The sequence below is a fragment of the Allobosea sp. 67-29 genome, assembly GCF_001898115.1.
Classification (GTDB): Bacteria; Pseudomonadota; Alphaproteobacteria; order Rhizobiales; family Beijerinckiaceae; genus Allobosea.
Genome location: NZ_MKSQ01000005.1, coordinates 504,572 through 525,221, shown reverse-complemented (window position 1 = coordinate 525,221; position 20,650 = coordinate 504,572). Strand labels below are relative to the sequence as shown.

The 20,650-nt window shown below is 68.3% G+C and carries 20 protein-coding genes; 10 read left to right on the top strand and 10 right to left on the bottom strand.

Going from position 1 to position 20,650, the window contains the following annotated elements:
- Nucleotides 1-648, bottom strand: a 648-nt coding sequence (locus tag BGO20_RS03000) for an AraC family ligand binding domain-containing protein (RefSeq protein WP_299856522.1), incomplete at its 3' end; no start/stop codon positions are given.
- A gap of 93 nt (nt 649-741) precedes the next feature.
- On the opposite strand from BGO20_RS03000, the gene BGO20_RS02995 reads away from it, so the two are divergent.
- Together BGO20_RS02995 and BGO20_RS02990 are read left to right on the top strand one after the other, a co-directional pair.
- The gene (locus BGO20_RS02995; protein WP_291663294.1) at nt 742-1,938 is read left to right on the top strand and encodes an MFS transporter; all 1,197 of its coding nucleotides are present in this window, start codon (nt 742-744) and stop codon (nt 1,936-1,938) included.
- 124 nt (nt 1,939-2,062) lie between these two features.
- Entirely contained in the window at nt 2,063-2,995 is a 933-nt protein-coding gene (locus BGO20_RS02990; protein WP_291663293.1) for an acetamidase/formamidase family protein, read from the top strand.
- Between the two features lie 26 nt (nt 2,996-3,021).
- Here the strand turns inward: BGO20_RS02990 and BGO20_RS02985 are convergent, their stop codons facing one another.
- The 4 genes from BGO20_RS02985 to BGO20_RS02970 all read right to left on the bottom strand — a co-directional run bounded on the left by BGO20_RS02985 (nt 3,022) and on the right by BGO20_RS02970 (nt 7,091).
- Nucleotides 3,022-3,834 carry an ABC transporter permease gene (locus BGO20_RS02985; RefSeq protein WP_291663512.1) on the bottom strand — a complete coding sequence of 271 codons (813 nt, stop codon included), beginning with the start codon at nt 3,832-3,834 and terminating at the stop codon, nt 3,022-3,024.
- The gene (locus tag BGO20_RS02980; RefSeq protein ID WP_291663292.1) at nt 3,834-4,670 is read right to left on the bottom strand and encodes an ABC transporter permease; all 837 of its coding nucleotides are present in this window, start codon (nt 4,668-4,670) and stop codon (nt 3,834-3,836) included. Before BGO20_RS02980 ends, BGO20_RS02985 begins: the two co-directional genes overlap by 1 nt.
- Before the next feature lie 160 nt (nt 4,671-4,830).
- Entirely contained in the window at nt 4,831-5,961 is a 1,131-nt protein-coding gene (locus BGO20_RS02975; protein ID WP_291663291.1) for an ABC transporter substrate-binding protein, read from the bottom strand.
- A gap of 14 nt (nt 5,962-5,975) precedes the next feature.
- Entirely contained in the window at nt 5,976-7,091 is a 1,116-nt protein-coding gene (locus BGO20_RS02970) for an ABC transporter ATP-binding protein (RefSeq protein ID WP_291663289.1), read from the bottom strand.
- Nucleotides 7,092-7,212: 121 nt separating this feature from the next.
- Between BGO20_RS02970 and BGO20_RS02965 the strand changes: the two genes are divergently transcribed.
- Nucleotides 7,213-7,728: a hypothetical protein gene (locus BGO20_RS02965; protein WP_291663287.1), complete on the top strand. Its 516-nt coding sequence runs from the start codon at nt 7,213-7,215 to the stop codon at nt 7,726-7,728.
- 14 nt (nt 7,729-7,742) lie between these two features.
- On the opposite strand, the gene BGO20_RS02960 is transcribed toward BGO20_RS02965, so the two are convergent.
- The gene (locus BGO20_RS02960; RefSeq protein WP_291663286.1) at nt 7,743-9,542 is read right to left on the bottom strand and encodes a chloride channel protein; all 1,800 of its coding nucleotides are present in this window, start codon (nt 9,540-9,542) and stop codon (nt 7,743-7,745) included.
- Here BGO20_RS02960 and BGO20_RS02955 point away from each other — a divergent pair.
- From BGO20_RS02955 to BGO20_RS02940, 4 genes are read left to right on the top strand one after another with little or no spacing between them, the layout of a single operon-like run.
- Entirely contained in the window at nt 9,529-9,738 is a 210-nt protein-coding gene (locus tag BGO20_RS02955) for a hypothetical protein (RefSeq protein WP_291663284.1), read from the top strand. The genes BGO20_RS02960 and BGO20_RS02955 overlap by 14 nt on opposite strands.
- 57 nt (nt 9,739-9,795) lie before the next feature.
- Entirely contained in the window at nt 9,796-10,536 is a 741-nt protein-coding gene (locus BGO20_RS02950) for a gluconate 2-dehydrogenase subunit 3 family protein (RefSeq protein ID WP_291663282.1), read from the top strand.
- A gap of 18 nt (nt 10,537-10,554) precedes the next feature.
- Nucleotides 10,555-12,318 carry a GMC family oxidoreductase gene (locus BGO20_RS02945; RefSeq protein ID WP_291663279.1) on the top strand — a complete coding sequence of 588 codons (1,764 nt, stop codon included), beginning with the start codon at nt 10,555-10,557 and terminating at the stop codon, nt 12,316-12,318.
- On the top strand, nt 12,315-13,535 hold the full coding sequence (locus tag BGO20_RS02940; protein ID WP_291663277.1) for a c-type cytochrome: 1,221 nt from the start codon (nt 12,315-12,317) through the stop codon (nt 13,533-13,535). Before BGO20_RS02945 ends, BGO20_RS02940 begins: the two co-directional genes overlap by 4 nt.
- Nucleotides 13,536-13,538: 3 nt before the next feature.
- Here BGO20_RS02940 and BGO20_RS02935 read toward each other — a convergent pair whose 3' ends face one another.
- Nucleotides 13,539-14,009 carry an Lrp/AsnC family transcriptional regulator gene (locus BGO20_RS02935; RefSeq protein WP_291663275.1) on the bottom strand — a complete coding sequence of 157 codons (471 nt, stop codon included), beginning with the start codon at nt 14,007-14,009 and terminating at the stop codon, nt 13,539-13,541.
- A 107-nt stretch (nt 14,010-14,116) separates the two neighbouring features.
- Here BGO20_RS02935 and BGO20_RS02930 point away from each other — a divergent pair, with 107 nt between their 5' ends.
- Both BGO20_RS02930 and BGO20_RS02925 read left to right on the top strand, forming a co-directional pair.
- Complete coding sequence (locus BGO20_RS02930; RefSeq protein WP_291663273.1) at nt 14,117-15,316, top strand: diaminopropionate ammonia-lyase; 1,200 nt, start codon at nt 14,117-14,119, stop codon at nt 15,314-15,316.
- Nucleotides 15,317-15,405: 89 nt separating this feature from the next.
- Nucleotides 15,406-16,617: a multidrug effflux MFS transporter gene (locus tag BGO20_RS02925; protein WP_291663271.1), complete on the top strand. Its 1,212-nt coding sequence runs from the start codon at nt 15,406-15,408 to the stop codon at nt 16,615-16,617.
- Between the two features lie 16 nt (nt 16,618-16,633).
- Here BGO20_RS02925 and BGO20_RS02920 read toward each other — a convergent pair whose 3' ends face one another.
- A complete protein-coding gene (locus tag BGO20_RS02920) occupies nt 16,634-18,805 on the bottom strand; it encodes a transglycosylase domain-containing protein (protein ID WP_291663269.1) in 2,172 nt (723 codons plus the stop codon).
- 260 nt (nt 18,806-19,065) lie between these two features.
- On the opposite strand from BGO20_RS02920, the gene BGO20_RS02915 reads away from it, so the two are divergent.
- A complete protein-coding gene (locus BGO20_RS02915) occupies nt 19,066-19,458 on the top strand; it encodes a DoxX family protein (protein ID WP_291663267.1) in 393 nt (130 codons plus the stop codon).
- 97 nt (nt 19,459-19,555) lie between these two features.
- Here BGO20_RS02915 and trxA read toward each other — a convergent pair whose 3' ends face one another.
- Both trxA and BGO20_RS02905 read right to left on the bottom strand, forming a co-directional pair.
- Nucleotides 19,556-19,876 (bottom strand): thioredoxin, encoded by a 321-nt coding sequence (gene trxA / locus BGO20_RS02910; protein WP_089177311.1) that lies wholly within the window; start codon nt 19,874-19,876, stop codon nt 19,556-19,558.
- Nucleotides 19,877-19,993: 117 nt separating this feature from the next.
- Nucleotides 19,994-20,650, bottom strand: a complete 657-nt coding sequence (locus tag BGO20_RS02905; protein WP_291663264.1) for a DUF1345 domain-containing protein — start codon at nt 20,648-20,650, stop codon at nt 19,994-19,996.

Here is a 20,650-nt window from a genome sequence, read left to right as displayed (position 1 = left end):
CGACGCCAGTGCCATCGCCCGCACGACGCGCAGCCGCGCCCGCCAGTCACCGAAGCTCATGCCGGTCTCCGCCCGGAAGCCGCGGGTCAGCGTGCGCCGGCTCGCGCCCACGCGCTGCGCCCAGCCGTCGAGATCGACCGGCGAGCCGGGGTTCTGCAGCAGCGCTTCGCAAACGCGCCGCAGGCGCGGGTCGCGCGGCAGCGGCAAGGTCAGCGAGGTTTCCGGCGCCCGCGCGATCTCGTCGAGGACGAGCGCCGCGAGATGGCCGCCGCGTCCGTCCTCCTCGTAGAGCATCGGCTCGGCCGCCAGCGCCGGCAGTGCCGCAGCCAGGAGCGGGGTCACCTCCAACACCCGGCAACCGGTCGGCAGGACTCCGACGGCCTCCGGCGTGACATAGGCCGAGCACATCGTCACCTGCCCGTGCATCCTGACCTCATGGAAAAGCCCGGGCGGGATCCACAGGGCATGGCGGGCGGGCAGGATCCAGGTGCCATCCTCGGCCGTCACCAGCGTCAGACCCGAGGTCGCGTAGAGCAATTGCGCACGGGGATGGCTGTGCCAGCCGGTGCTGACGCCGCCATCGTAGGATTTCGGCATGACCGCGACCGCACGCGGGACCGTCTGATAGGCGTCGCTTTCCCCCCGCACCGCATCCTCCTTTGGCCCGATCGCGTCATATAACGACCCGACGGCGCGCAACGGGTCAAGATAGACAGGCGTATCCCCACCGCGAGCAGAGCCATGTCACCTGAACCCCTGTCCAAGCGAACGCTTCTTTTCGTCAATGCCGCCCATGCGCTCGACCACTTCGTGCTGCTGATCTACCCGACTGCCGTCATCGCGATCGCGGCGCAGACCGGGCTGAGCTATGCCGAGCTGATCGGGCTCGCGACCGGGGCCTTCGTTGCCTTCGGCCTGTGCTCGCTGCCGATGGGCTGGCTTTCGGACCGCTTCGGCCGCCGGAACATGCTCGCGGTCTTCTTCGTCGGCTATGGCCTGTCCTGCCTCGGCGTCGCCTCCGCGAGCCAGCCGGCCGCCTTCGCCGGCTGGCTCCTGGTACTCGGCGTCGCCTCCGCGATCTATCATCCGGTCGGCTCGACGATGCTGGTGAGCCACGCCAGCCAGCTCGGACGCGACCTCGGCGTCAACGCGGTCTGGGGCAATCTCGGAGCGGCTTCCGCGGCCGGCGTCACCGCGCTGATTGCCGCGAGCCTCGGCTGGCGTGCCGCCTTCGTGCTCCCCGGCCTGATCTGCCTCGCCCTGGGGGTCGCGTTCCTGATCCTGGTGCCCGGGGACGGCGAGCCGCATGGCAGCCGCTCGGGCAAGGCCGAGCTGATCCCGCTGAGCCGGCCGGCAGCGCTTCTCGTGGTCTTCGCCATCGCCATCATCGCAGGCGGCATGACCTTCAATCTCACCACCATCGCCCTGCCGAAGATCCTCGACGAGCGGCTGGGCCTGGAGTTGCCGCTGGCCCTGACCGGCTCGCTGGCGACGCTGGTCTTCGTCTTCGGCGCCGGGGCGCAATGGCTGATGGGCCGGCTCGTCGATCGCTACACGCTGCCGGCCCTGTTCGTCGGCCTCGCCCTGCTGCAGCCGATCGGCCTTGCCATCGCGGCGGCGACGCAAGGCGTCACGCTGCTGCTCGGGCTCGTCCTGACGATGACGGCGATCTACGGGCAGGTCGTCGTGAACGATGCGATGGTCGCCCGCTATGTCCCAGCGCAACACCGCGCCAAGGCTTTCAGCGTGCGCTATTTCCTCGGCTTCACCGTCAGCGGCTTCGTTGTGCCGATGCTGGCGGTCCTCTATGCGCGGGGCGGCTTCGGGCTGGTGCTGGGCGCGGCGGCCGTCTTCGGCCTCATCGTCTGGTGCGCCGCACTCGCCTTCTACATTCTGGCGCAGGACACGCGGACGCAGGCGGCGACACCGGCAGAGTAGCGTAAGGCGGATCAGGCAGGGCAGCCCCCCGCCCTCCGCTCTTCCCCGACCCACGCGTTCTTCTAGGATCGGGGCGCGAGGCGGCTCTCCGACTCGCGTCCGCTCCCGCCGCAGAAGGTCCGCCATGACGCGCCACCACTTCCAGCCGACGCAGTATCACAACGTGATCGGCACCCTGCCCGCCGTGCTGGAGATCGCCAGCGGCGACCGCGTCGTCACGACGACGCTCGACGCCGCCGGAACCGATCACGAGAGCGCGCAGAGGGCGCCGCGCGGCAATCCGATGACCGGCCCGTTCTTCGTGACCGGCGCCGAGCCCGGCGACGCGCTGCTGGTGACGGTCGAGCGGATGACCCCGAACCGGAAGACCGGCTGGACCTATTCGCCACTGGCGCCCGGCGTGCTCGACCCGGCGATCCTCGCCGAGCTGCCGAAGCGCGAGCGCCATGAGTGGGCGATCGACGCCGCGGCCGGCACGGTGAAGCTGCTGGAGCCCTCGGCCCGCATCCGCGACTGGAGCTTCCCATTGACGCCGATGCTCGGCTGCTTCGGCGTCGCGCCCGAACGCGGCCAGGCAATCTCGACCGCGACGAGCGGCGCCCATGGCGGCAATATGGACTACCGCCTGTTCGGCCCCGGCGCGACCATCGCCTTCCCGGTCCATGCGCCGGGCGGGCTGTTCTTCCTCGGCGACGGCCATGCCTGCCAGGGCGACGGCGAGATCGCCGGTACCGGCGTCGAGACCTCGTTCGAGGTCGAATTCCGCGTCGAGCTGCGCAAGGGGCACAAGCTGCTCTGGCCGCGCTGCGAGACGCAGACCGATCTCCTGGTCATCGCCGCCGGGCGCCCGCTCGACCAGCCGCTGCAGTTCGCGACGACCGAGATGCTGCGCTGGATCGGGGAAGACCTCGGCGTCGACGCCGTCGAGGCCAGCCATCTGCTCGGGCAGGCGGTGCGCTACGACATCGCGAACGTCTTCAACCCGGCCTATTGCGTCGCCTGCCGGCTGGAGAAGACCGCGATCACGCAGGGCATGTCGCTACGCGGCAAGGGCTGAGCGCCGGCCGCGTCGGGGCCTGGCGCTCAGGCCCCGACCTTTGCCAGCACGTCGGCGCGCAGGAAGCGCTCGATGAACAGCATGAACAGCACCGACGGCACGAGCAGGATCAGCGCCGTGATCGAGGCGACCTGGTAATTGCCGCCCATCGCCGCGTTGTAGAGCAGGAGCGGCAAGGTCGTGACCTGCGGCACGCCGACGAAGAAGGTGCCGGTGAACTCGTCGAGCGATTCCAGGAAGACGAAGATGCCGCTGGCGATGATGCCGGGCGCTGCCAGCGGCAGCGTCACCGAGAAGAAGGTCTTCAGCGGCGATGCGCCGATATTGCGGGCGGCGAGTTCGAGATCGCGATCGACGGCGCCGAAGGCCGCCGCCGCGATCCAGACCGAATAGACCAGCCCGTGCGCGGCATGGACCAGCACGACGGCCAGCACCGTACCGTTGATGCCGAGCTGATAGAAGATGCGGGCGACGTTGATGTAGATCGCGACCGAAGGAAAGGCCTGCGGCAGCAGGAACAGGATCATGAAGAGCGCGCGGGCCGGCAGCTTCAGCCGCGCCAGCGCATAGCCGGCGGGGATCGAGAGCGCGAGCGCGACGACGACCGTCAGCACCGCGATCCAGACCGAGGTGCCGAGCGAGGCCATGGCGTCGCCGGTCGGCCGGAAGACCTGCTCCCAGTAGCGCGTGCCATAGGTCACCGGCAGCTTGTGGGGCGTGTACCAGCGCTCGGCGACGGACCACAGCGCCAGATTGGCGAGCGGGCCGATCAGAACGAAGGCGAAGGCGGCGAGCAGAAAGGCGGCGAGCGTCGCCCGCGCCGTGGCGGCGAGGCGGATCACGGCGCGCCCTCCCTGGTCATGCCGCGCTTGAGATAGATGATCGCCGCGCCTGCCGAGATCAGATAGGTGATGACGCCGAGCGCGTTGGCCGTGGAATAGTCGCCATAGGCGTTGATGCGGAAGGCCATGTCGACGGTCAGCATAGTCGGCTGGGAACCCGCCACCATCATCGGCACCGAGAGCACCGAGAGCATCGTCACGAAGGAGAGCACGAGCGCGACGAGCAGCGTCGGCATCACCTGCGGCAAGGCGAGCTCGATAAGCACGCGGATGCGCGAGGCGCCGAGATTGCGGCCGGCTTCGAGCGTGGCGCGGTCGATGGCCGCCAGCGCGCCGGCGAGCAAGAGCGCGACAAAGGGCGTCTGCTTCCAGACGAAGGTGGCGATGATGCCGCGCCAGTCGAGGAAGCTCACCGCCTGCAGCGGCTCCATCAGGCCGAGCGAGACGAAGGTGTTGTTCATCAGCCCGTTCTTGGCGAGGAAGGTGCGCATGCACTGCGCCGCCACGATGAAGGGGATGAAGAGCGGCCAGCGATAGAGCGCCTTCAGCGTGCCGACGATATAGCGGTTTTCGCCCAGCGTCAGCGTGCCGGCGATGACGATCGCGGCGAGCCCGGTGAAGACGCATGACGAGAACACGATGACGACGGTGAAGAGGACGTCGCCGGAATAGAGTTCCCAGGCCTTGCCGAAGGACTGCAGCGAGAAGCCGCCCTCAGGCCCGGTGAAGGCCGAGATCAACGAGAAGCTGAGCGGATAGATGAACAGCCCCGCGACGAGCGCGAGGCCGGGCGCGATCAGCAGCAAGGCGAGCTGGCGTTGGGAGAGGGACATTCTGCGCGGCTTTTCGAGAAAGGCGGGTGTCATCCCGGACGCAGCGAAGCGGAGATCCGGGATCCATGCCGGAACGGTTCAGGAATGGATCCCGGATCAGCGTCGCTGACGCGACTTGTCCGGGATGACGCGGTTTCTGCGCCATCCCGGCAGGCGAAGCTCAGTTCGCGACCTTCTTCTCGTAGCCCTCGAGGATGTCGTTGAAGTAGGGCGCGATCGGGAAGGGCTTGGCGTTCTTCGACAGGTCGGCCGGGGTGATGTCGGTGAAGAGCTTGTCCCAGGCGGCCTTGTCGAGCTTGCCTTCGAGGTTCTTCGCGTCGATGCCCGGATACCAGTTGAACTTCTTGACGATGCCGTCGGCCTGGACCTGGGGGCTGGTGGCGAGCGCGATGAACTCCTCCGCCAGCTTCTTCTGCGCCGACTTCTCGGGCACGGCGTAATACATCGGCTGGCCGGGCATGCCGGGCGCGGCGAGCTTCAGCTTCATGTTCGGCGGCAGCTTGCCGTCGGCCTGCCAGGAATAGAACATGTCGACCCAGACCGGCCCCATCGCGATCTCGCCGCGGTTGAGCATGTCGAGCGTGCCGGCATTGCCGGGGGTGATGACGACGTTCTGGTTGAAGTCCTTGAGCTCGGCGAAAGCCTTGTCCCACTTGGCCTTCTCGGCCGCGTCATAAGGGCCCTGGATCAGCTTGTCGGCGTCGCCGCCGAAGGCATAGACCCAGCCGGCGACGAAGGCGACGCCGGACATGCCACCCTTGATGCCGTTGTAGCCGAACTGCTTCGGGTTCTTCTTCACCCACTCCTTCAGCTCGGTGAAGTTGGCGGGCGGGTTCTTCAGCATGTCGGCGTTGTAGGCGAGCGCCGTCTGCGACTGGAACATCGGCATGACGTAGCCGGAGACATCCGCGCCGAGAGAGTTCTTCGCGGTCGCGCTGGAAACCAGCTTCGCCGTGTCGACCTTGTCGGTGTACTTCGCCAGCAGGCCGTCCTTGACCATCTGGCCGGCCGCCTTCTGGTGGATGACGACGACGTCGAAATCCGCGGCCGCCGCGCTCTTCTGGGCGTCGAGCTTCTCCATGATCTTCTGCGAGCCGGAATCGCCGGGGCCGGTGCCGACCGAAACGACCTTCACGCCCGGATGGGCCTTCTCGAACATCGGCCCGAGATAGTCCTTGACGTAGTCGACCATGTTCTGGTCGCCGGCCGAGGCGACGTTGAGGGTCTGGGCCGACAGCGGCGAGGCCGCGATCAGCGCTGCGAGCGAGCAGGCAAGCGTGAGGATGCGCATGTGTTCGACTCCTGTCAGGCGGCGATCCCGGCCTCGGTCGCCGGGAAGATGTGAAGGCGCTGCAGCGGAATGCGCAGCCCGACCTTCGTTCCGAGTTCGTGACGGCCGGCATCGTCGACCGTGATCTGGCGACCGGCGGCCTCGACCTTGTAGCGGTAGATGCCGCCGGGATAGGCGCGCGCGGCGATGGTGCCGGGGACGATGAGGTCGCCACCCGAGGCCGGCGCATCAAGCGCGCCCAGGCTCGCGACATCATCGCGGAAATAGGCCAGCGCCTCGCCCGCCGGAAGCGCGGCAGCGCCTGCCCCCGCGAGCATCGCGCGGGCAGCGCCGGCGGCGACGGAAGCCTGTGCCTCGTCGCGCTCGATGCGCAACGGCAGGACGTTCTCCGCGCCCATGAAGTTGGCGACGAAGGCGCTCGCCGGGCGATCGTAGACCTCCTCCGGCGTGCCGACCTGGGCAATGCGGCCCGCCTGCATGATGACGAGCCGGTCGGCCATGGTCATGGCCTCCTCGCGGTCATGCGTGACGTGGACGGCGGTGAGGCCGAGCCGCTGCTGGATGGAGCGGATCTCGTGTCGCATCACCATGCGGATCTTGGCGTCGAGGTTCGACAGCGGCTCGTCGAGCAGCAGGATGCCAGGGTCGATGGCGAGCGCACGGCCGAGCGCGACGCGCTGGCGCTGCCCGCCGGACAAGGCCGTGACCTTGCGGTTCTCGTAGCCGGCGAGGCCGAGCAAACCCAGCATCTCGCTGACCTTGGCGGCGATCTGCGCCTTCGACCTGCCGCGCAGCTTGAGACCGTAGCCGATATTCTGCAGCACCGTCATGTGCGGCCAGAGCGCGTAGGACTGGAAGACCATCGCCATGCCGCGCTTTTCCGGCGGCAGGGCGGCGATGTCCTTGCCGCCGACGACGATCGAGCCTGCTTCGACCGGCACGAAGCCGGAGAGCGAGCGCAGCAGCGTGGTCTTGCCGCAGCCGGAGGAGCCGAGCAACGCGGTGAAGCTGCCGGGCGCGAAGTCCAGGTCGATGCCATGCAGCACCCGCGTGCCGCCATAGGCGACCTCGAGGCCACGCACGGCGATGGCAGCGCCACTGCCCGCTCTGGCTTGCGTTTCCGGCTGCAAGGCCTGCTCCCCACCTTTGCTCTTGTTGCCAGGAAATGGAATTTTCCTTCCATTGTCTGGCATTATTGAAATAAACATTACGTACGGGGCGCAGTCTATGCAAGAGCTTTATGAAACTCAGATGACACAGCAGATCCATTCTCTCTGGCTCATGGCCTCGCCTGCCGACGAGGCGATGCTGGCATCGCTGGTCGGCGCCTTGTCGCAGCGCTTCGGCACGCCCCCCTTCACGCCTCATCTGACATTGCAAGGTGACACGACGATGCCGCCCGCCGAGCTCGCGCGCGCCGCGGAAGCTGCGGCCGGGACGGTTGCGGCCTTCGCCGAACCGGTGGCGCTGATCGAAGGTGGCGAAACCTTCTTCCGGTCCTTCTACGCGCGCTTCGCCGTATCGCCGTCGCTGGCGGCACTGAAACGGACGCTCGATCCCGAGGGGCTGGGGAGCTTCATGCCGCATGTGTCGCTGCTCTACGGCCCGGTCGAGCCCGTGGCGAAGGCGGCGGCGATCGCGGAGGTCAACGCGCAGTTCGCCGGCCGCCACATCCGCTTCGAGCGGATCGGCGTGGTGACCTCGGGTCAGGACATCCCGATCGCGGAATGGCGGGTGGTCGCCAGCGTGCCCCTGCGCGCGGCGTAGGCCGAAGCGCGACGCTATTCGCCGGTCAGTTCCCGGTTGCGCCGGCTGACTTCCTCGCTGTAGCGCTTGATCGCATGCGCCTCGCTGAGGATGCCGACGAGGCGCCGGCTCTCGCGGTCGGCGACGACGGGCAAAGCCTCGCTCTCGGCTTCGTCGAAGAGCTTGAGCGTGTCGCGCACCGACATGTTCGACAGCAGCATCTTGTCGGCGTTGCGCAACAGATGCCGCACCGTGCGCGGCGCGGGCTCGGCCACCGCCTGCTCGTCGAGTCCCGGATCGGGCTCGTAGAGCGCACCCGGCGGCACCATGCCGGCATAGGCCTCGTTGGGCCCGACGGCGACGAGATAATTGGTCGATCCCGGCGGATATTTCAGCCGGGCCTCGGCGATCGGGGCGTCGGCCTCGATCTTCGGCACTTCCAGGCGCATCATGCTGCCGGCCGTCAGATCGCGGATCCAGCCGACGTCATAGGCGCCGCGGATGCTCTCGCCGCGCAGGTGGAAGCGCCAGGTGGCGAAGGAGAAGCCGAAGAGCCGGCGCGTCACAAGCGAGGCGGCGCCGGCCGCACCCATCACCGCCAGGGTGAGCTTGAGGTTGCCCGTCATCTCCAGCGCCAGCAGCGCCATCGTCATCGGCCCTCCGACGATCGAGACCGCGAGCGAGCTCATGCCGACCAGCGCGAACAGCGTCTCGTGGCCGACGAGATTGGGAAAGAACGGCGTGAGAAGGCCGATGAAAAGGCGCCCGGTCAAGACGCCGAGCAGCAGCGAGGCGAAGAACAGGCCGCCGCGGAAGCCGGAGCCGATCGAGACCGAGGAAGCCAGCGCCTTGGCGACGAGCACGACCGCCAGCAGGCCGAGACTCGTGTCCATGCCGAGGTAGAGGTTGATCGCGCCGTGCCCGGCCGAGAAGACCGACGGGATCCAGATTGCGAGGCCGCCGACCACCAGCCCGCCGAAGGCCGGGCGCAGATAGGCCGGGATCCGCGAGCGCCGGAACCCGGCCTCGACGAAGGCGGCGGCGCGCATGACGACGATGCCGACGAGGCCGCAGGCGGAGCCGAGCAGCACGACGAGCGGCAGATCCGAGATCGTGATCGTCCCGATCGCCGGCACCTCGACCGACAGCAGCGCGGGCGCCAGCAGATCGTGCGTCACGGTCGCCATGAAGGTGGCCGCCATGACGGGCACGAAGACCGCGATGGAGTAGCTGCCGAGAATGAGTTCGAAGGCGTAGAAGGCGCCCGTCAGGGGCGCATCGAACGCCGCGCCGATCGCGCCGCCCGCCGCACAGCCGACGATCAGCCGCATATCCGCGCGGCGCAGCCGCAGGCGCCGGCCGATATGTGAGGCGAGCCCGCTGGCCGCCTGTGTGTAGCCGGCTTCGAGGCCGACGGAGGCACCGGAGCCGCTCGAACCGATGGTCTGCAGGGCGACGATGATGCTGTCGCGCATCGACATGCGCCCGCCGTGCAGCGCATTCGCCTCGATCGGGTCGACGGGCTGGCTGCGCCGGCGGAAGAAGAACCAGGAGACGAAGCCGACCGCCAGGCCACCGAGCACGGGCCCGGCAATGGCACGCAGGGGCGGAATCCCGGTCACGACCGAGAGGCGCTGGCCACTGTCGATGCCGAAGACCAGTTCGTGCATGAACTGCGTCGCTACCGACATGGCGACCACGACGATGCCGGCCAGCACCCCGATCGCCGAGGCGAGAACGACGATGCCGATCTCGCTGGAGCGGATGAAGGCGCGCAGGCCCTGCTGCGTGTCGGCGGGGGACGCGTCGGGAGCGGGAGCTTTGACGGTGATCAAGGCGTGGGCCCGTCAGGCAGGAGGTTTGCGTTGGCCGGCGGTCGCATATCGCGATGGCGAGAACAAGGGCAAGCCCGTCGCAGATGCCGGGGGCATGTTCGCACGGGGCATGTTTCGCAAAAGTTATCCGGTTCCATGCTCCTCAAGCATGACTGCCGCGCTCAATGCCGCATTGATTGTCATGATTCCAAGGTGAAGTTTCGCCGTTACGGCCTGAGGCTCTGTGTGGCGGGCCAGCGCAGCGAGGCCCTTCATGCCGTCATCCTTCCTCAGCCGGCGCCGGTTCCTGTCCTCGACGGGCATGATGCTGCTGATCGCCTCGGCGCCCGGCGCACGCGCCGCCGAGTATGCCGGCGCACTGCCGTGGAAGCCCTTCGCCGCCCTGCCACCGGACCCGCCTCCGGGCGGACGCTGGTACGTGTTCACTCCCGAGGAAGCCCGGACCGTCGAGGCCGTGGTCGACCGGTTGATTCCGGCCGACGAACTCAGCATCGGCGGCAAGGAAGCGGGCTGCGCCAGCTTCATCGACCGCCAGCTCGCCGGCAGCTACGGCTCGTCCGATCGGCTGTACATGCAAGGTCCCTTCGCCGCCGGACTCCCCACCCAGGGCTATCAGGGCAGCGCGACGCCGGCCGGCCGCTACCGCGAGGGCCTCGCCGCCCTGAACAAGCACGCCCGCGCCACGCTCGGCGGCAAGGCCTTCTTCGAGCTCGCGCCGGCGGAGCAGGACAAGGTCCTGCAGGATTTCGAGGCCGGAAAGGTCGAGTACAAGCCGGCCGCCGGCTTCTTCAACCTGGTGCTGCAGAACACGATGGAAGGCTTCTTCGCCGACCCGATCTATGGCGGCAACAAGGACATGGCCGGCTGGAAGTTCATCGGCTTCCCCGGCGCCCGCTACGATTACCGCGACTATGTCACGGCTCACAACAAGCCCTTCCCCCTGCCGCCCCTGTCGATCGCCGGGCGGCCGGAATGGAAGACGGGCGACAAGTAAGGCCGGGAGCAGACACAGATGGCACGCAAACTGCCCCGCAAGGATGTCGTCATCGTCGGGCTCGGCTGGACCGGCTCGATCCTGGCGCATGAGCTGACCGATGCCGGCCTCGACGTCGTCGCGATCGAACGCGGCCCCTGGCGCGACACCGCCACCGATTTCAACCTCGCCTACGCGCCGGACGAGCTGCGCTACGCGGTGCGCAAAGACCTGTTCCTGCAGCCGGCGCAGGAAGCGATGACGATGCGCAACAACGTCTCGCAGACGGCGCTGCCGATGCGCGATTACGGCTCCTTCCTGCCCGGCACCGGCGTCGGCGGCGCCGGCACGCACTGGAACGGCCATACCTGGCGCTTCTTTCCCAGCGACTTCGTGCTGAAGACGCACCTGACCGAGCGCTACGGCGCCGAGCGGATCTCCGACCTCCAGATCCAGGACTGGGGCGTCACCTATGACGAGATGGAGAGCGCCTTCGACCGCTTCGAATATCTCTGCGGCATCTCCGGCAAGGCGGGCAACCTCAACGGCGCGATCCAGCAGGGCGGCAACCCGTTCGAAGGGCCGCGCAAGCGCGACTACCCGCTGCCGCCGATGCAGATGACCTATGCGCCGACGCTGTTCGCGGAAGCGGCGCGCTCCAAGGGGCTCCACCCGTTCCCGACGCCCTCGGCCAACCTCTCCGGTCCTTATGTGAACCCGCTGGGCATCGCCATGGGCCAGTGCACCGCCTGCGGCTTCTGCGAACGCTTCGGCTGCGCCAACTACTCGAAGTCGAGCGCGCATACGACCGTGCTGCCGGTGCTGATGCGCAAGTCGAACTTCGAGGCGCGCACCGAATGCGAGGTTTTGAAGATCAACCTGTCCGCGGACGGCAAGACCGCGACCGGCGTCACCTACGTCGATGTCAACGGCGAGGCCTTCGAGCAGCCGGCGGACCTCGTCCTGCTCAACGCCTACGGGCTGTTCAACGTCCGGCTGATGCTGCTCTCCGGCATCGGCAAGCCCTATGATCCGTCGAGCGGCGAAGGCGTGGTCGGGCGCAACTACTGCTACCAGACCAATGCGGGAACGCAGGTCTTCTTCGAAGGCAAGCACATGAACCCGTTCATCGCGGCTGGCGCGCTCGGCCAGACGGTGGACGACTACAACGGCGACGCCTTCGACCACGGCCCGCTGGACTTCGTCGGCGGCGCCGGGCTCAACTGTATCCCGACGAACGGGCGGCCGATCCAGTACCGGCCGGTGCCGCCGGGCACGCCGCGCTGGGGCGCGGCCTGGAAGAAGGCGACCAAGCAGTATTACAACAACACCCTGACCTTCTCGTCGCAGGGCTCGTCCTACGCGACGCGCGGCAATTATCTCGACCTGGACCCGACCTACAAGGACCGCTTCGGACGGCCGCTGCTGCGTGTCACCTTCGACTTCCCCGACAACGACGTCCGCATGTCGAACTGGATCAGCGACCGGATGCAGGAAATCGCCAATGCGCTCGGCGGCAAGCAGTCCGTCGTCGCCAAGCTGCGCAAGGGCTGGAACTCGGTGCCTTACCAGAGCACGCACAATACCGGCGGCGCGATCATGGGCACGGATCCGAAGACCAGCGCCGTCAACCGCCACCTGCAGAGCTGGGACGTGCCCAACGTCTTCGTCATCGGCGCCTCCGCCTTTCCGCAGAACGCCGGCAAGAACCCGACCGGCCCGGTCGGAGCACTCGCCTTCTGGGCCGCCGACGCCATCCGCAACCACTATCTCAAGAACCCCGGCAAGCTGGTGGAAGCATGAAGACGGCAGCGCTCCTCGCCGGCCTCGCGGCCTCGGCCATCTTCGCGACGCAAGGTTTCGCCTCCGACCTGTTCGACCGCATCAATGCCGGCCGCTACCAGGCGATCCTGGCCGACTGCGCCGCCTGCCACACCAAGCCGGGCGGCAAGCCCTTCGCCGGCGGCGCGCCGCTGCAGACGCCGTTCGGCGCCCTGGTACCCTCCAACATCACGCCGGACCCCGAAACCGGCATCGGCTCCTGGACCTACGAGGATTTCCGCAGCGCGGTGAAGACCGGCATCGGCAAGGACGGCAAGCGGCTCTATCCGGCCATGCCCTACCCGGCCTATGCGTCGATGAAGGACTCCGACGTGGCCGATCTCTGGGCCTATTTCCAGAAGGTCGAGCCGGTGTCGAACCGCGTCGTCTCCAACCAGCTCCCGTTTCCGTTCAGCATCCGCCTGTCGATGCTGGGCTGGAACTGGCTCAATTTCTCGCCCAGGGAGTTCCGACCCGATCCGAACAAGACGGCGGAATGGAACCGCGGCGCCTATCTCGTCAACGGCGCCGGCCATTGCGGCACCTGCCACACCCCGAAAAGCCTGACGGGCGCGGACAAGGGCGACGAGGCGCTGCGCGGCGGCAATCTGCAGAGCTGGTACGCGCCGAACATCACGAGCGACACCCACAAAGGCATCGGAAGCTGGTCGATCGACGACGTCGTGGCCTATCTCAAGACCGGCGCGAACCGCTTCGAGATCGCGTCCGGGCCGATGGCGGAGGCCGTCAGCCATTCGACCAGCCTGTGGGACGATGCCGACCTCAAGGCGGTTGCGACCTATCTCAAGGACGTCAAGGGCGACGGTGCGGCGGTGCCCGCCCCGCTCGCGGCCAACGACCCTGCGCTGAGCGCCGGCAAGGCGATCTATCTCGACCGCTGCTCCGCCTGCCATGTCTCGACCGGCCAGGGCCAGGCCTCGCTGTTCCCGACGCTCGCCAAGGCCCCGGTCGTCAACAGCAGCGACCCGACCTCGCTGATCCGGGTGGTGCTGGAAGGCAGCCAGGCCGCGGGCACCACCGCCAAGCCGACGACGCCGGCCATGCCGTCCTTCGGCTGGAACCTCAGCGACAGCGATGTCGCCAACGTGCTGACCTATGTCCGCAACAGCTGGGGCAACGCCGCCCCGCCGGTGACGGCCGGGCAGGTCAAGGACCTGCGGGCGACGTTGGCCCGCTAGCGTTCAGATCGGCACCGCCAGCCCCGTCTTGACCCGGTCCATGGCGACGAAGGAACGAAATTTGCGGATGTTGGGATTGGCGAAGAAGAGCCGGCGCGTCAGCGCCTCGTAGCCGGCCATGCTCGGCACCAGCACGACCAGCATGAAATCGACTTCGCCGGTGACGTAGTAGCATTGCTGCACCTCCGGCGCGGCGAGGAAGGCGGTCTTGGCCGCGTCGATCTCAACAGCCGTCTCGCTGACCAGCTCGATCTCGACGAAAAGCGTGATCGGATGGCCGAGCGCCGCCGGATCGACCACCGCGACATTGGCCCGGATGACGCCGCGCGCCTCCATCCGGCGAATGCGCCGCTGCACGGCCGGCGCCGACAGGTTGACCCGTTCGCCGATCACCCGCTGCGGCGTCGTATTGTCCTGCTGCAGGATGGCCAGGATCGCCCGGTCGAAAGCATCGAGTTGGACATCCCGCTCCATAGCGCTCGCTCCGCGAAACAAATTTTCGTCTACCCTGCCCAATCTCAGCGCAATCCTCGCCTGGATTGCAATATCCATTCGTCGTCCCGCACGCTGACGAGGCGACCATGCTGCTGCTCAATACCCATCGCGACTACGGGCGCGATCTCGACCCCGCCGATGCCGCGACGCTCGGCCCGGCTGGGGCGGCGGCGATCGCCCGTCACCTCGCCCGGCGGCCCGGCCATGCGCCGACCCCGCTTCACGCGCTGCCGGGCCTGGCCGGCGCGCTTGGGATCGGCGGTCTCTCGATCAAGGACGAGGGCCAGCGTCTCGGCCTCGGCAGCTTCAAGGCGCTGGGCGGCGCCTATGCCGTGATCCGGCTGGTCCTGGAAGAGGCGGCGGCGAGGCTCGGCCGGACACTGGACGACGGCGAGATCGACGATGCCGCCGTGCGGGCGATCGCGGCGGGCATGACCTTCGCCTGCGCCACCGACGGCAACCATGGCCGCTCGGTCGCCCAGGGCGCGCAACTCGTCGGCGCCCGCTCCGTCGTCTTCGTCCATGGCGGCGTCAGCGACGAGCGCGTCGCCGCGATCGCGCGCTTCGGCGCCGAGATGGTGCGGGTCGCCGGCACCTATGACGATTCGATCGTCGAGGCCGCCCGGGTCGCCGGCTCGAAAGGCTGGACCGTGGTATCCGACACCTCGTGGGAGGGCTACGAGCGAATCCCCGGACTGGTGATGCAGGGCTACACGGCGATCGCGCAGGAAGCCTTCGCCCAGCTTCCGGAGCGACCGACCCATGTCTTCGTGCAGGCCGGGGTCGGCGGCATCGCCGCGGCGCTGGCGGCGCAGATGCAGACGCGGTTCGGTGCGGACCGCCCGTTCTTCACCGTCGTCGAGCCGGAACTCGCCGCCTGCATCTTCGCAGCCGCGCGGCAGGGCCGACCGGTGAAGATCGCCCATGGCGCGCCGACCGTGATGGCGATGCTCGAATGCTACGACCCCTCGCCGCTGGCGCTGCGCGTGCTCTATCGCGCCGCCGACGCCTTCCTCACGGCAGCCGATTCCGACGCCGTCGAAGCGATGAACCGGCTCGCCCGCCCGGTCGGAAGCGATCCCGCGATCGTCGCCGGCGAAAGCGGTGCGGCAGGGCTGGCGGGACTGCTGGCGGCGCTGCGTTCGCCGGAGGCACGCGCGGCGCTTAGGCTCGACGATCGGTCGCGGGTTCTCCTGGTCAACACCGAGGGCGCCACGGACCCGGCGCGCTATGCCGAGCTCGTCGGCCTCTCGCCGGACGAGGTGAGCAAGAGCAGGCCGGCCTAGCGGCCGCATCCTCCCCATTGCCGGATGACCGGCCGGCGTCGTAGCAGGGGCACGCGGCCCGCCACCCGGCCGCGTGCCGGAGGCCCCCGATGAAGCTTCGTCCCGATACGCTGGCGATGACGGCCGTCCTCGCCATGCTGACGGCGCTGGGCCCGCTCTCGACCGACTTCTACCTGCCTTCGCTTCCGGAGATCGTCCACGTCATGGACACGGACGTCGCCGGTGCGCAGGCGACGCTGTCCTCCTTCCTCTTCGGCTTCGCCGCCGGCCAGATCCTGTGGGGCCCGCTCTCCGACAAGCTGGGGCGCAAGCCCGTCCTGCTAGCCGGGCTGGGCCTCTTCGCCGTCGCGACGCTCGCCTGCGCGGCCTCACCCTCGATCGAGGCGTTGACCGCGGCGCGGGCGCTGCAGGCCCTCGGCGCCTCCGGGCCGATCGTGCTCGGGCGGGCCATGGTTCGCGACCTCTACGACGGGCCGCGCGCCGGCAAGGAGCTGGCCCGGATGGGCATGATCATGGGGCTGGTGCCGGCGGTCGCACCGGTGATCGGCGGCGTGCTGCAGGTCGCCTTCGGCTGGCGATCGACCTTCATCGCCTCGCTCCTCTTCGCGCTGGCCCTCGCCGCCGTGATCGTCGGGGTGATGCCGGAGACGCTGCGCCGGCGCTCGCCGCAGCCGCTCTCGCCGCTCGCGATCTTCCGCGGCTTCGGCTCGCTGCTGCAGAACCGCGCCTTCCGCGTCTATGTCGGGCTGACGGCGCTGGCCTATGCCGGGCTCTTCGCCTTCATCTCGGGCTCGTCCTTCGTGCTGACCGGCGTCTACGGGCTCTCGCCGGTGCAATACGGCTTCGCCTTCGCCTTCGGCGTCAGCGGCTATATCGGAGGGACCATCCTGGCGCAGCGCCTGGTCGGGCCGCGCGGCATGGACGGGGTGATCGCGCTCGGCGTGCTCTGCCTCGCGCTCGGGGGGCTGATGATGCTCGGCGCCGTCGCGACCGGGGCGGGCGGTGCGCCCGGCGTCGCGCTGTCCTGGGCCGTCTATGCCTGCGGCGTCGGGTTGACCATGCCGCAGGCCCAGGCCTCGGCGATGATGCCGTTCCCGGATCGCGCCGGGGCGGCGTCGTCCTTCAACGGGCTCTGCCAGATGCTGCTTTCGGCCTGCGTCGGGCTGCTGGTCGGCCATCTCCTGAAGAGCTCGGCGCTGCCGCTGCCGCTGGTGATGTCGGCTTTGGGGATCGCCGCCTTTCTGCTGTTCAAGCTCAGCGGCCCGGTCCGCGCCGCCAGGGAGCGGACCGGCAGGAGCTGACGGCCGGAAGCCGGCATCAGCCGCCGAAGAGGCGCTCGAAGAAGTTCTTTTCCTGCGGCTGCGGCGGCACCCAGGCCCGGTCGCCGCCGAGCGGCGCCTGCTGCGGAACGCCCTGCGGCGGCCCGGCCTGGGCGACCGGCGCCTCGACCGGCGTCGGCGCGCCCTGCCAGAAGCCGCCGGGCAACGGCATCGGCTGGGCGCCGGCATGGGCGAGCTTCATGTACTTGCCCCAGATCTCGCCGGGCAGGCCGCTGCCGGTGACGCGCCGCATCGGCGAATTGTCGTCATTGCCGACCCAGACGGCCGTGACCAGCCGGGCGGTGAAGCCGACGAACCAGGCGTCGCGGTAGTCCTGCGTCGTGCCCGATTTGCCGCCGACCTCCCAGCCGGGAATGTTGAACTTGCTGCCGGTGCCGCCGTTCATCACCGCGTTGAACAGCGTGTCCATCATCGCCAGCGGTTGCGGCTGGATGACCGTGCCGAGATTGTTGGCCTTGCGGGCGTAGACGACCTTGCCGTTGGTCTGCCGGACCTCGCGGATGACATAGGGAAGCACCGACTGGCCGCCATTGGCGAAGGTGGCATAGGCGGCCGTCATCTCGAGCGGCGTCACCTCCGAGGTGCCGAGCGCCAGCGACAGGTTCGGCTGGATCGCGGAGGTGATGCCCAGGCGCTGCGCCGTGCGCACGACCTCGCGCGGGGTCACTTCCTGGATCAGCCGCGCCGCGATGGTGTTGAGCGAATGCTGCATCGCGGTTCGCAGCGTCACCGGGCCGCGATAGGTGCGCGAATAGTTCTCCGGCTCCCAGCCCTTGATCGAGAAGGGCGCGTCGTCGCGGATCGTGTCCGGCGTGAGCCCCTTCTCCATCGCCGTCAGATAGACGAAGGGCTTGAAGGAGGAGCCGGGCTGGCGGCGGGCCGCGGTGGCGCGGTTGAACTGGCTCTTGGTATAGTCCCGCCCGCCGATCAGGGCGCGGATGGCCCCGTCCGGCGCCAGCGAGACCACCGCGCCCTGCGAGGCGTGCAGCTTGGTCCCCTGGGCAGAAAGCGCATCGACCAGGATGGTCTCGGCCGAGCTCTGCAGCTTCGTGTCGATCGTCGTCAGCACGGTGACGTCGCCGTCGACGGCGCCGATGAAGTCGTCGAGCACGTCCATGACGTAGTCGGCGGCGTAGTTCACGGAGCCCGCGCCCGTGCGCTCGGGCACCTCGGCCGGGGCCGTCATCGCGGTCTTGGCTGCCTCCTGCGAGATGAAGCCCTGGTCGGCCATCGCGGCGATCACCAGCTTCGCCCGCTTCTCGGCGAGGTCGGGATTGCGGTTGGGCGCCAGCCGCGACGGCGCCTGGACGAGGCCCGCCAGCATCGCCGCCTCCGCGATCGTCACCGAGCGCGCCGACTTGTTGAAGTAGCGCTGCGCCGCCGCCTCGACGCCATAGGCGCCCGAGCCGAAATAGACGCGGTTGAGATAGAGCTCGAGGATCTGGTCCTTGGTGTAGGTGCGTTCCAGCCAGAGCGCCAGGATCGCTTCCTGGATCTTGCGGGCGGCCGTGCGCTCCTGCGTCAGGAACAGGTTCTTGGCGAGCTGCTGGGTCAGGGTCGAGCCGCCCTGCATGCCGCCATGGCCGCGCAGATTGTTGACGACGGCGCGGGTGATGCCGACCGGATCGACGCCGAAATGGTCGTAGAAACGCCTGTCCTCGATGGCGACGAAGGCCTTCGGCAGATAAGGCGGCACCTCGCCGAGCGTGATGGTGCGCCCGCCGGTCTCGCCCCGGTTGGCAAGCAGCGAGCCATCAGCCGCCAGGATCGCGATATTGGGCGGCCGGCGCGGCACGGTCAGCTGGTCGATGGGCGGCAGCTGCGAGGCGTAGTAAGCCACGACGCCGCCGACGCCGATGACGCACCACAGACCGAGAACCATGCTCCAGTAGATCAGCCCGCCGAAGAGCGAGCGTCGCCGTCGGCGCCCCCGCTTCTTGCCGCCGCCACCGCCGCCGCCGGCCGGGCGCTTGTCGCGGCGCGGCGGGTTGCGCAGTTGCCGCTCCGGTTCCGCCGGAGCCGCGGCCCTCTGGAAGCGGGTCGGACGATCGTCGGGAGAAAGGCGCATGTCACCGTCATCGCGGCTCTCGCCGCGCTCGTAGCCAAAGGAGGGCTCGCGCCGCTCGCCTCGTGAAAACCGGTCGTTCATCCTGTCCCGTTCGGCCGAAATCCCGCCCATCAAGCGATCAGGTGTAACAGGATTCAAACATGGCGCTTTTAAGGGTTCGTAAAGCGTGCGCTGCGGCACGAATAACACAACCGTCGCGCGAACGTGATCAAATTTGCAAAAGCGCAAGCAGAAATCACGTCCATCGGGATATTGCGCAAAGTCGAGAGCCCTGCCTAAAAGCCGGCAGGAAACGCGCAGGACCGTTCAAAACCCGCTCACTGCTTCGACAGAGGATACCGATGAACTCGCTCAATCGCTACGCGCCCTATTGTCTCGGGCTGCTGCGCATCGTCACCGCGCTGATCTTCATCCTGCACGGCACCCAGAAGCTGTTCGGCTTTCCGGCACCGCCCGCCGGCGGCGCCCTGCCGGCGGCCTTCACGCTCTACTGGTTCGCCGGCGTGCTCGAATTCGTCGGCGGCCTGCTGCTGCTCGTCGGCTTCCAGACCCGGATCGTCGCCTTCATCCTGTGCGGCCAGATGGCCTTCGCCTACTGGATGGCCCATGCGCCCAGGAGCCTCTATCCGGCGCTGAACGGCGGCGACGCCGCGATCCTCTACTGCTTCGTCTTCCTCTATCTCGTCTTCGCCGGCGCGGGCGCGTTCGCGATCGACAAGAACAGCCGGGGCTGAGGCGAAGTCCTGGCCCTGAAGAAGCTCCTGGCCCTGAAACGGCGAGGCCCGCCCCTCCGACAGGGGCGGGCCTTTTTCGTTCCCGGCCGGCTGCGAATCAGACGGCCGCCGAAATCCAGCGCGAAAGATCGCTCTTGGGGGCGGCGCCAACCTTCTGGGAGGCAAGCTTGCCGTCCTTGAACAGCATCAGGGTCGGAATCGAGCGGATGCCGAACTGGGCCGGGATCTGCTGATTCTCGTCGACGTTCATCTTCACGATCTTGACCTTGCCCTGGAGCTCGGTCGCGATCTCCTCAAGCGCCGGGCCGATCATGCGGCAAGGGCCGCACCATTCCGCCCAGAAGTCCACAACGACCGGCTCGGAGGACTTCAGGACGTCGGCCTCGAAGCTCTGGTCGGTTACCTTGTTCGTCGCCATGACTGGCCGCCTTTCGGTTACAGCGGGAGGCCGGGGCCACCCTTCGCCAGCGAAGCTATGAACGCCCGCCCTTCCGGTCAAGGCGCGGCCGCCGCAGGGACGAGCCGCGCGCGCCGCCTATTGCCCGCCCGACACCAGGCTCGCGCCGACATTGATCGCCATGGCCAGGATCGAGGTGTTGAAGACGAAGGTCAGAATCGAATGGAGCAGGACGATGCCGCGCGCGTGGCGCGTCGTCACGGCGATGTCGGATGTCTGCGACGTGCAGCCGATCGTGTAGGAGAAATACAGGAAATCGATGTAGTCCGGATCGGATTTGCCCGGAAAATCGAGGCAGCGGTCGACCTTTCCGGCGCGATAGTAGATGCCGGCGTAGTGCAGCGTGAAGAAGGCGTGCAGCAGCGTCCACGAGCACAGGATCGTGAAGCCTCCGAGCCCGAGATGGGCACCCCGCTCGGCAGCCGGGATATTCCCCAGCCCGACCAGCTGGACCACGATCGCGATCAGGCTCGCGCTCACCGCCAGGCAGGCGATGACGAGGATCGCCAGCGCTCCCTCGTCCTGCCGCTCGGCCCGCGCCCTGATCTGGTCGACCGTCTCCGTGAACATCGTCGACACCAGCAGCGCGAGGTAGAGGATCGCGCCGGCGTCCCATGCGAGCAGGAGCCGCGTCGCCCAACGCCAATCGCCTGGGAGCAGCGCCGCCGCTCCCACACCGGCGGCCAGCGCCACCAGCAACCGGGGGCGCAGCATCAGGGAGGGCAGGATTCGCAT

Coding starts and splice junctions, on each gene's coding strand:
- BGO20_RS02975 (WP_291663291.1), bottom strand. CDS start 5,961: ATGCGCATCCTCACGCTTGCCTGCTCGCTCGCAGCGCTGATCGCGGCC.
- BGO20_RS02915 (WP_291663267.1), top strand. CDS start 19,066: ATGAACTCGCTCAATCGCTACGCGCCCTATTGTCTCGGGCTGCTGCGC.
- trxA (WP_089177311.1), bottom strand. CDS start 19,876: ATGGCGACGAACAAGGTAACCGACCAGAGCTTCGAGGCCGACGTCCTG.
- BGO20_RS02925 (WP_291663271.1), top strand. CDS start 15,406: ATGAAGCTTCGTCCCGATACGCTGGCGATGACGGCCGTCCTCGCCATG.
- BGO20_RS02950 (WP_291663282.1), top strand. CDS start 9,796: ATGCCGTCATCCTTCCTCAGCCGGCGCCGGTTCCTGTCCTCGACGGGC.
- BGO20_RS02935 (WP_291663275.1), bottom strand. CDS start 14,009: ATGGAGCGGGATGTCCAACTCGATGCTTTCGACCGGGCGATCCTGGCC.
- BGO20_RS02990 (WP_291663293.1), top strand. CDS start 2,063: ATGACGCGCCACCACTTCCAGCCGACGCAGTATCACAACGTGATCGGC.
- BGO20_RS02945 (WP_291663279.1), top strand. CDS start 10,555: ATGGCACGCAAACTGCCCCGCAAGGATGTCGTCATCGTCGGGCTCGGC.
- BGO20_RS02965 (WP_291663287.1), top strand. CDS start 7,213: ATGACACAGCAGATCCATTCTCTCTGGCTCATGGCCTCGCCTGCCGAC.
- BGO20_RS02940 (WP_291663277.1), top strand. CDS start 12,315: ATGAAGACGGCAGCGCTCCTCGCCGGCCTCGCGGCCTCGGCCATCTTC.
- BGO20_RS02980 (WP_291663292.1), bottom strand. CDS start 4,670: ATGTCCCTCTCCCAACGCCAGCTCGCCTTGCTGCTGATCGCGCCCGGC.
- BGO20_RS02930 (WP_291663273.1), top strand. CDS start 14,117: ATGCTGCTGCTCAATACCCATCGCGACTACGGGCGCGATCTCGACCCC.
- BGO20_RS02905 (WP_291663264.1), bottom strand. CDS start 20,650: ATGCGAATCCTGCCCTCCCTGATGCTGCGCCCCCGGTTGCTGGTGGCG.
- BGO20_RS02920 (WP_291663269.1), bottom strand. CDS start 18,805: ATGAACGACCGGTTTTCACGAGGCGAGCGGCGCGAGCCCTCCTTTGGC.
- BGO20_RS02995 (WP_291663294.1), top strand. CDS start 742: ATGTCACCTGAACCCCTGTCCAAGCGAACGCTTCTTTTCGTCAATGCC.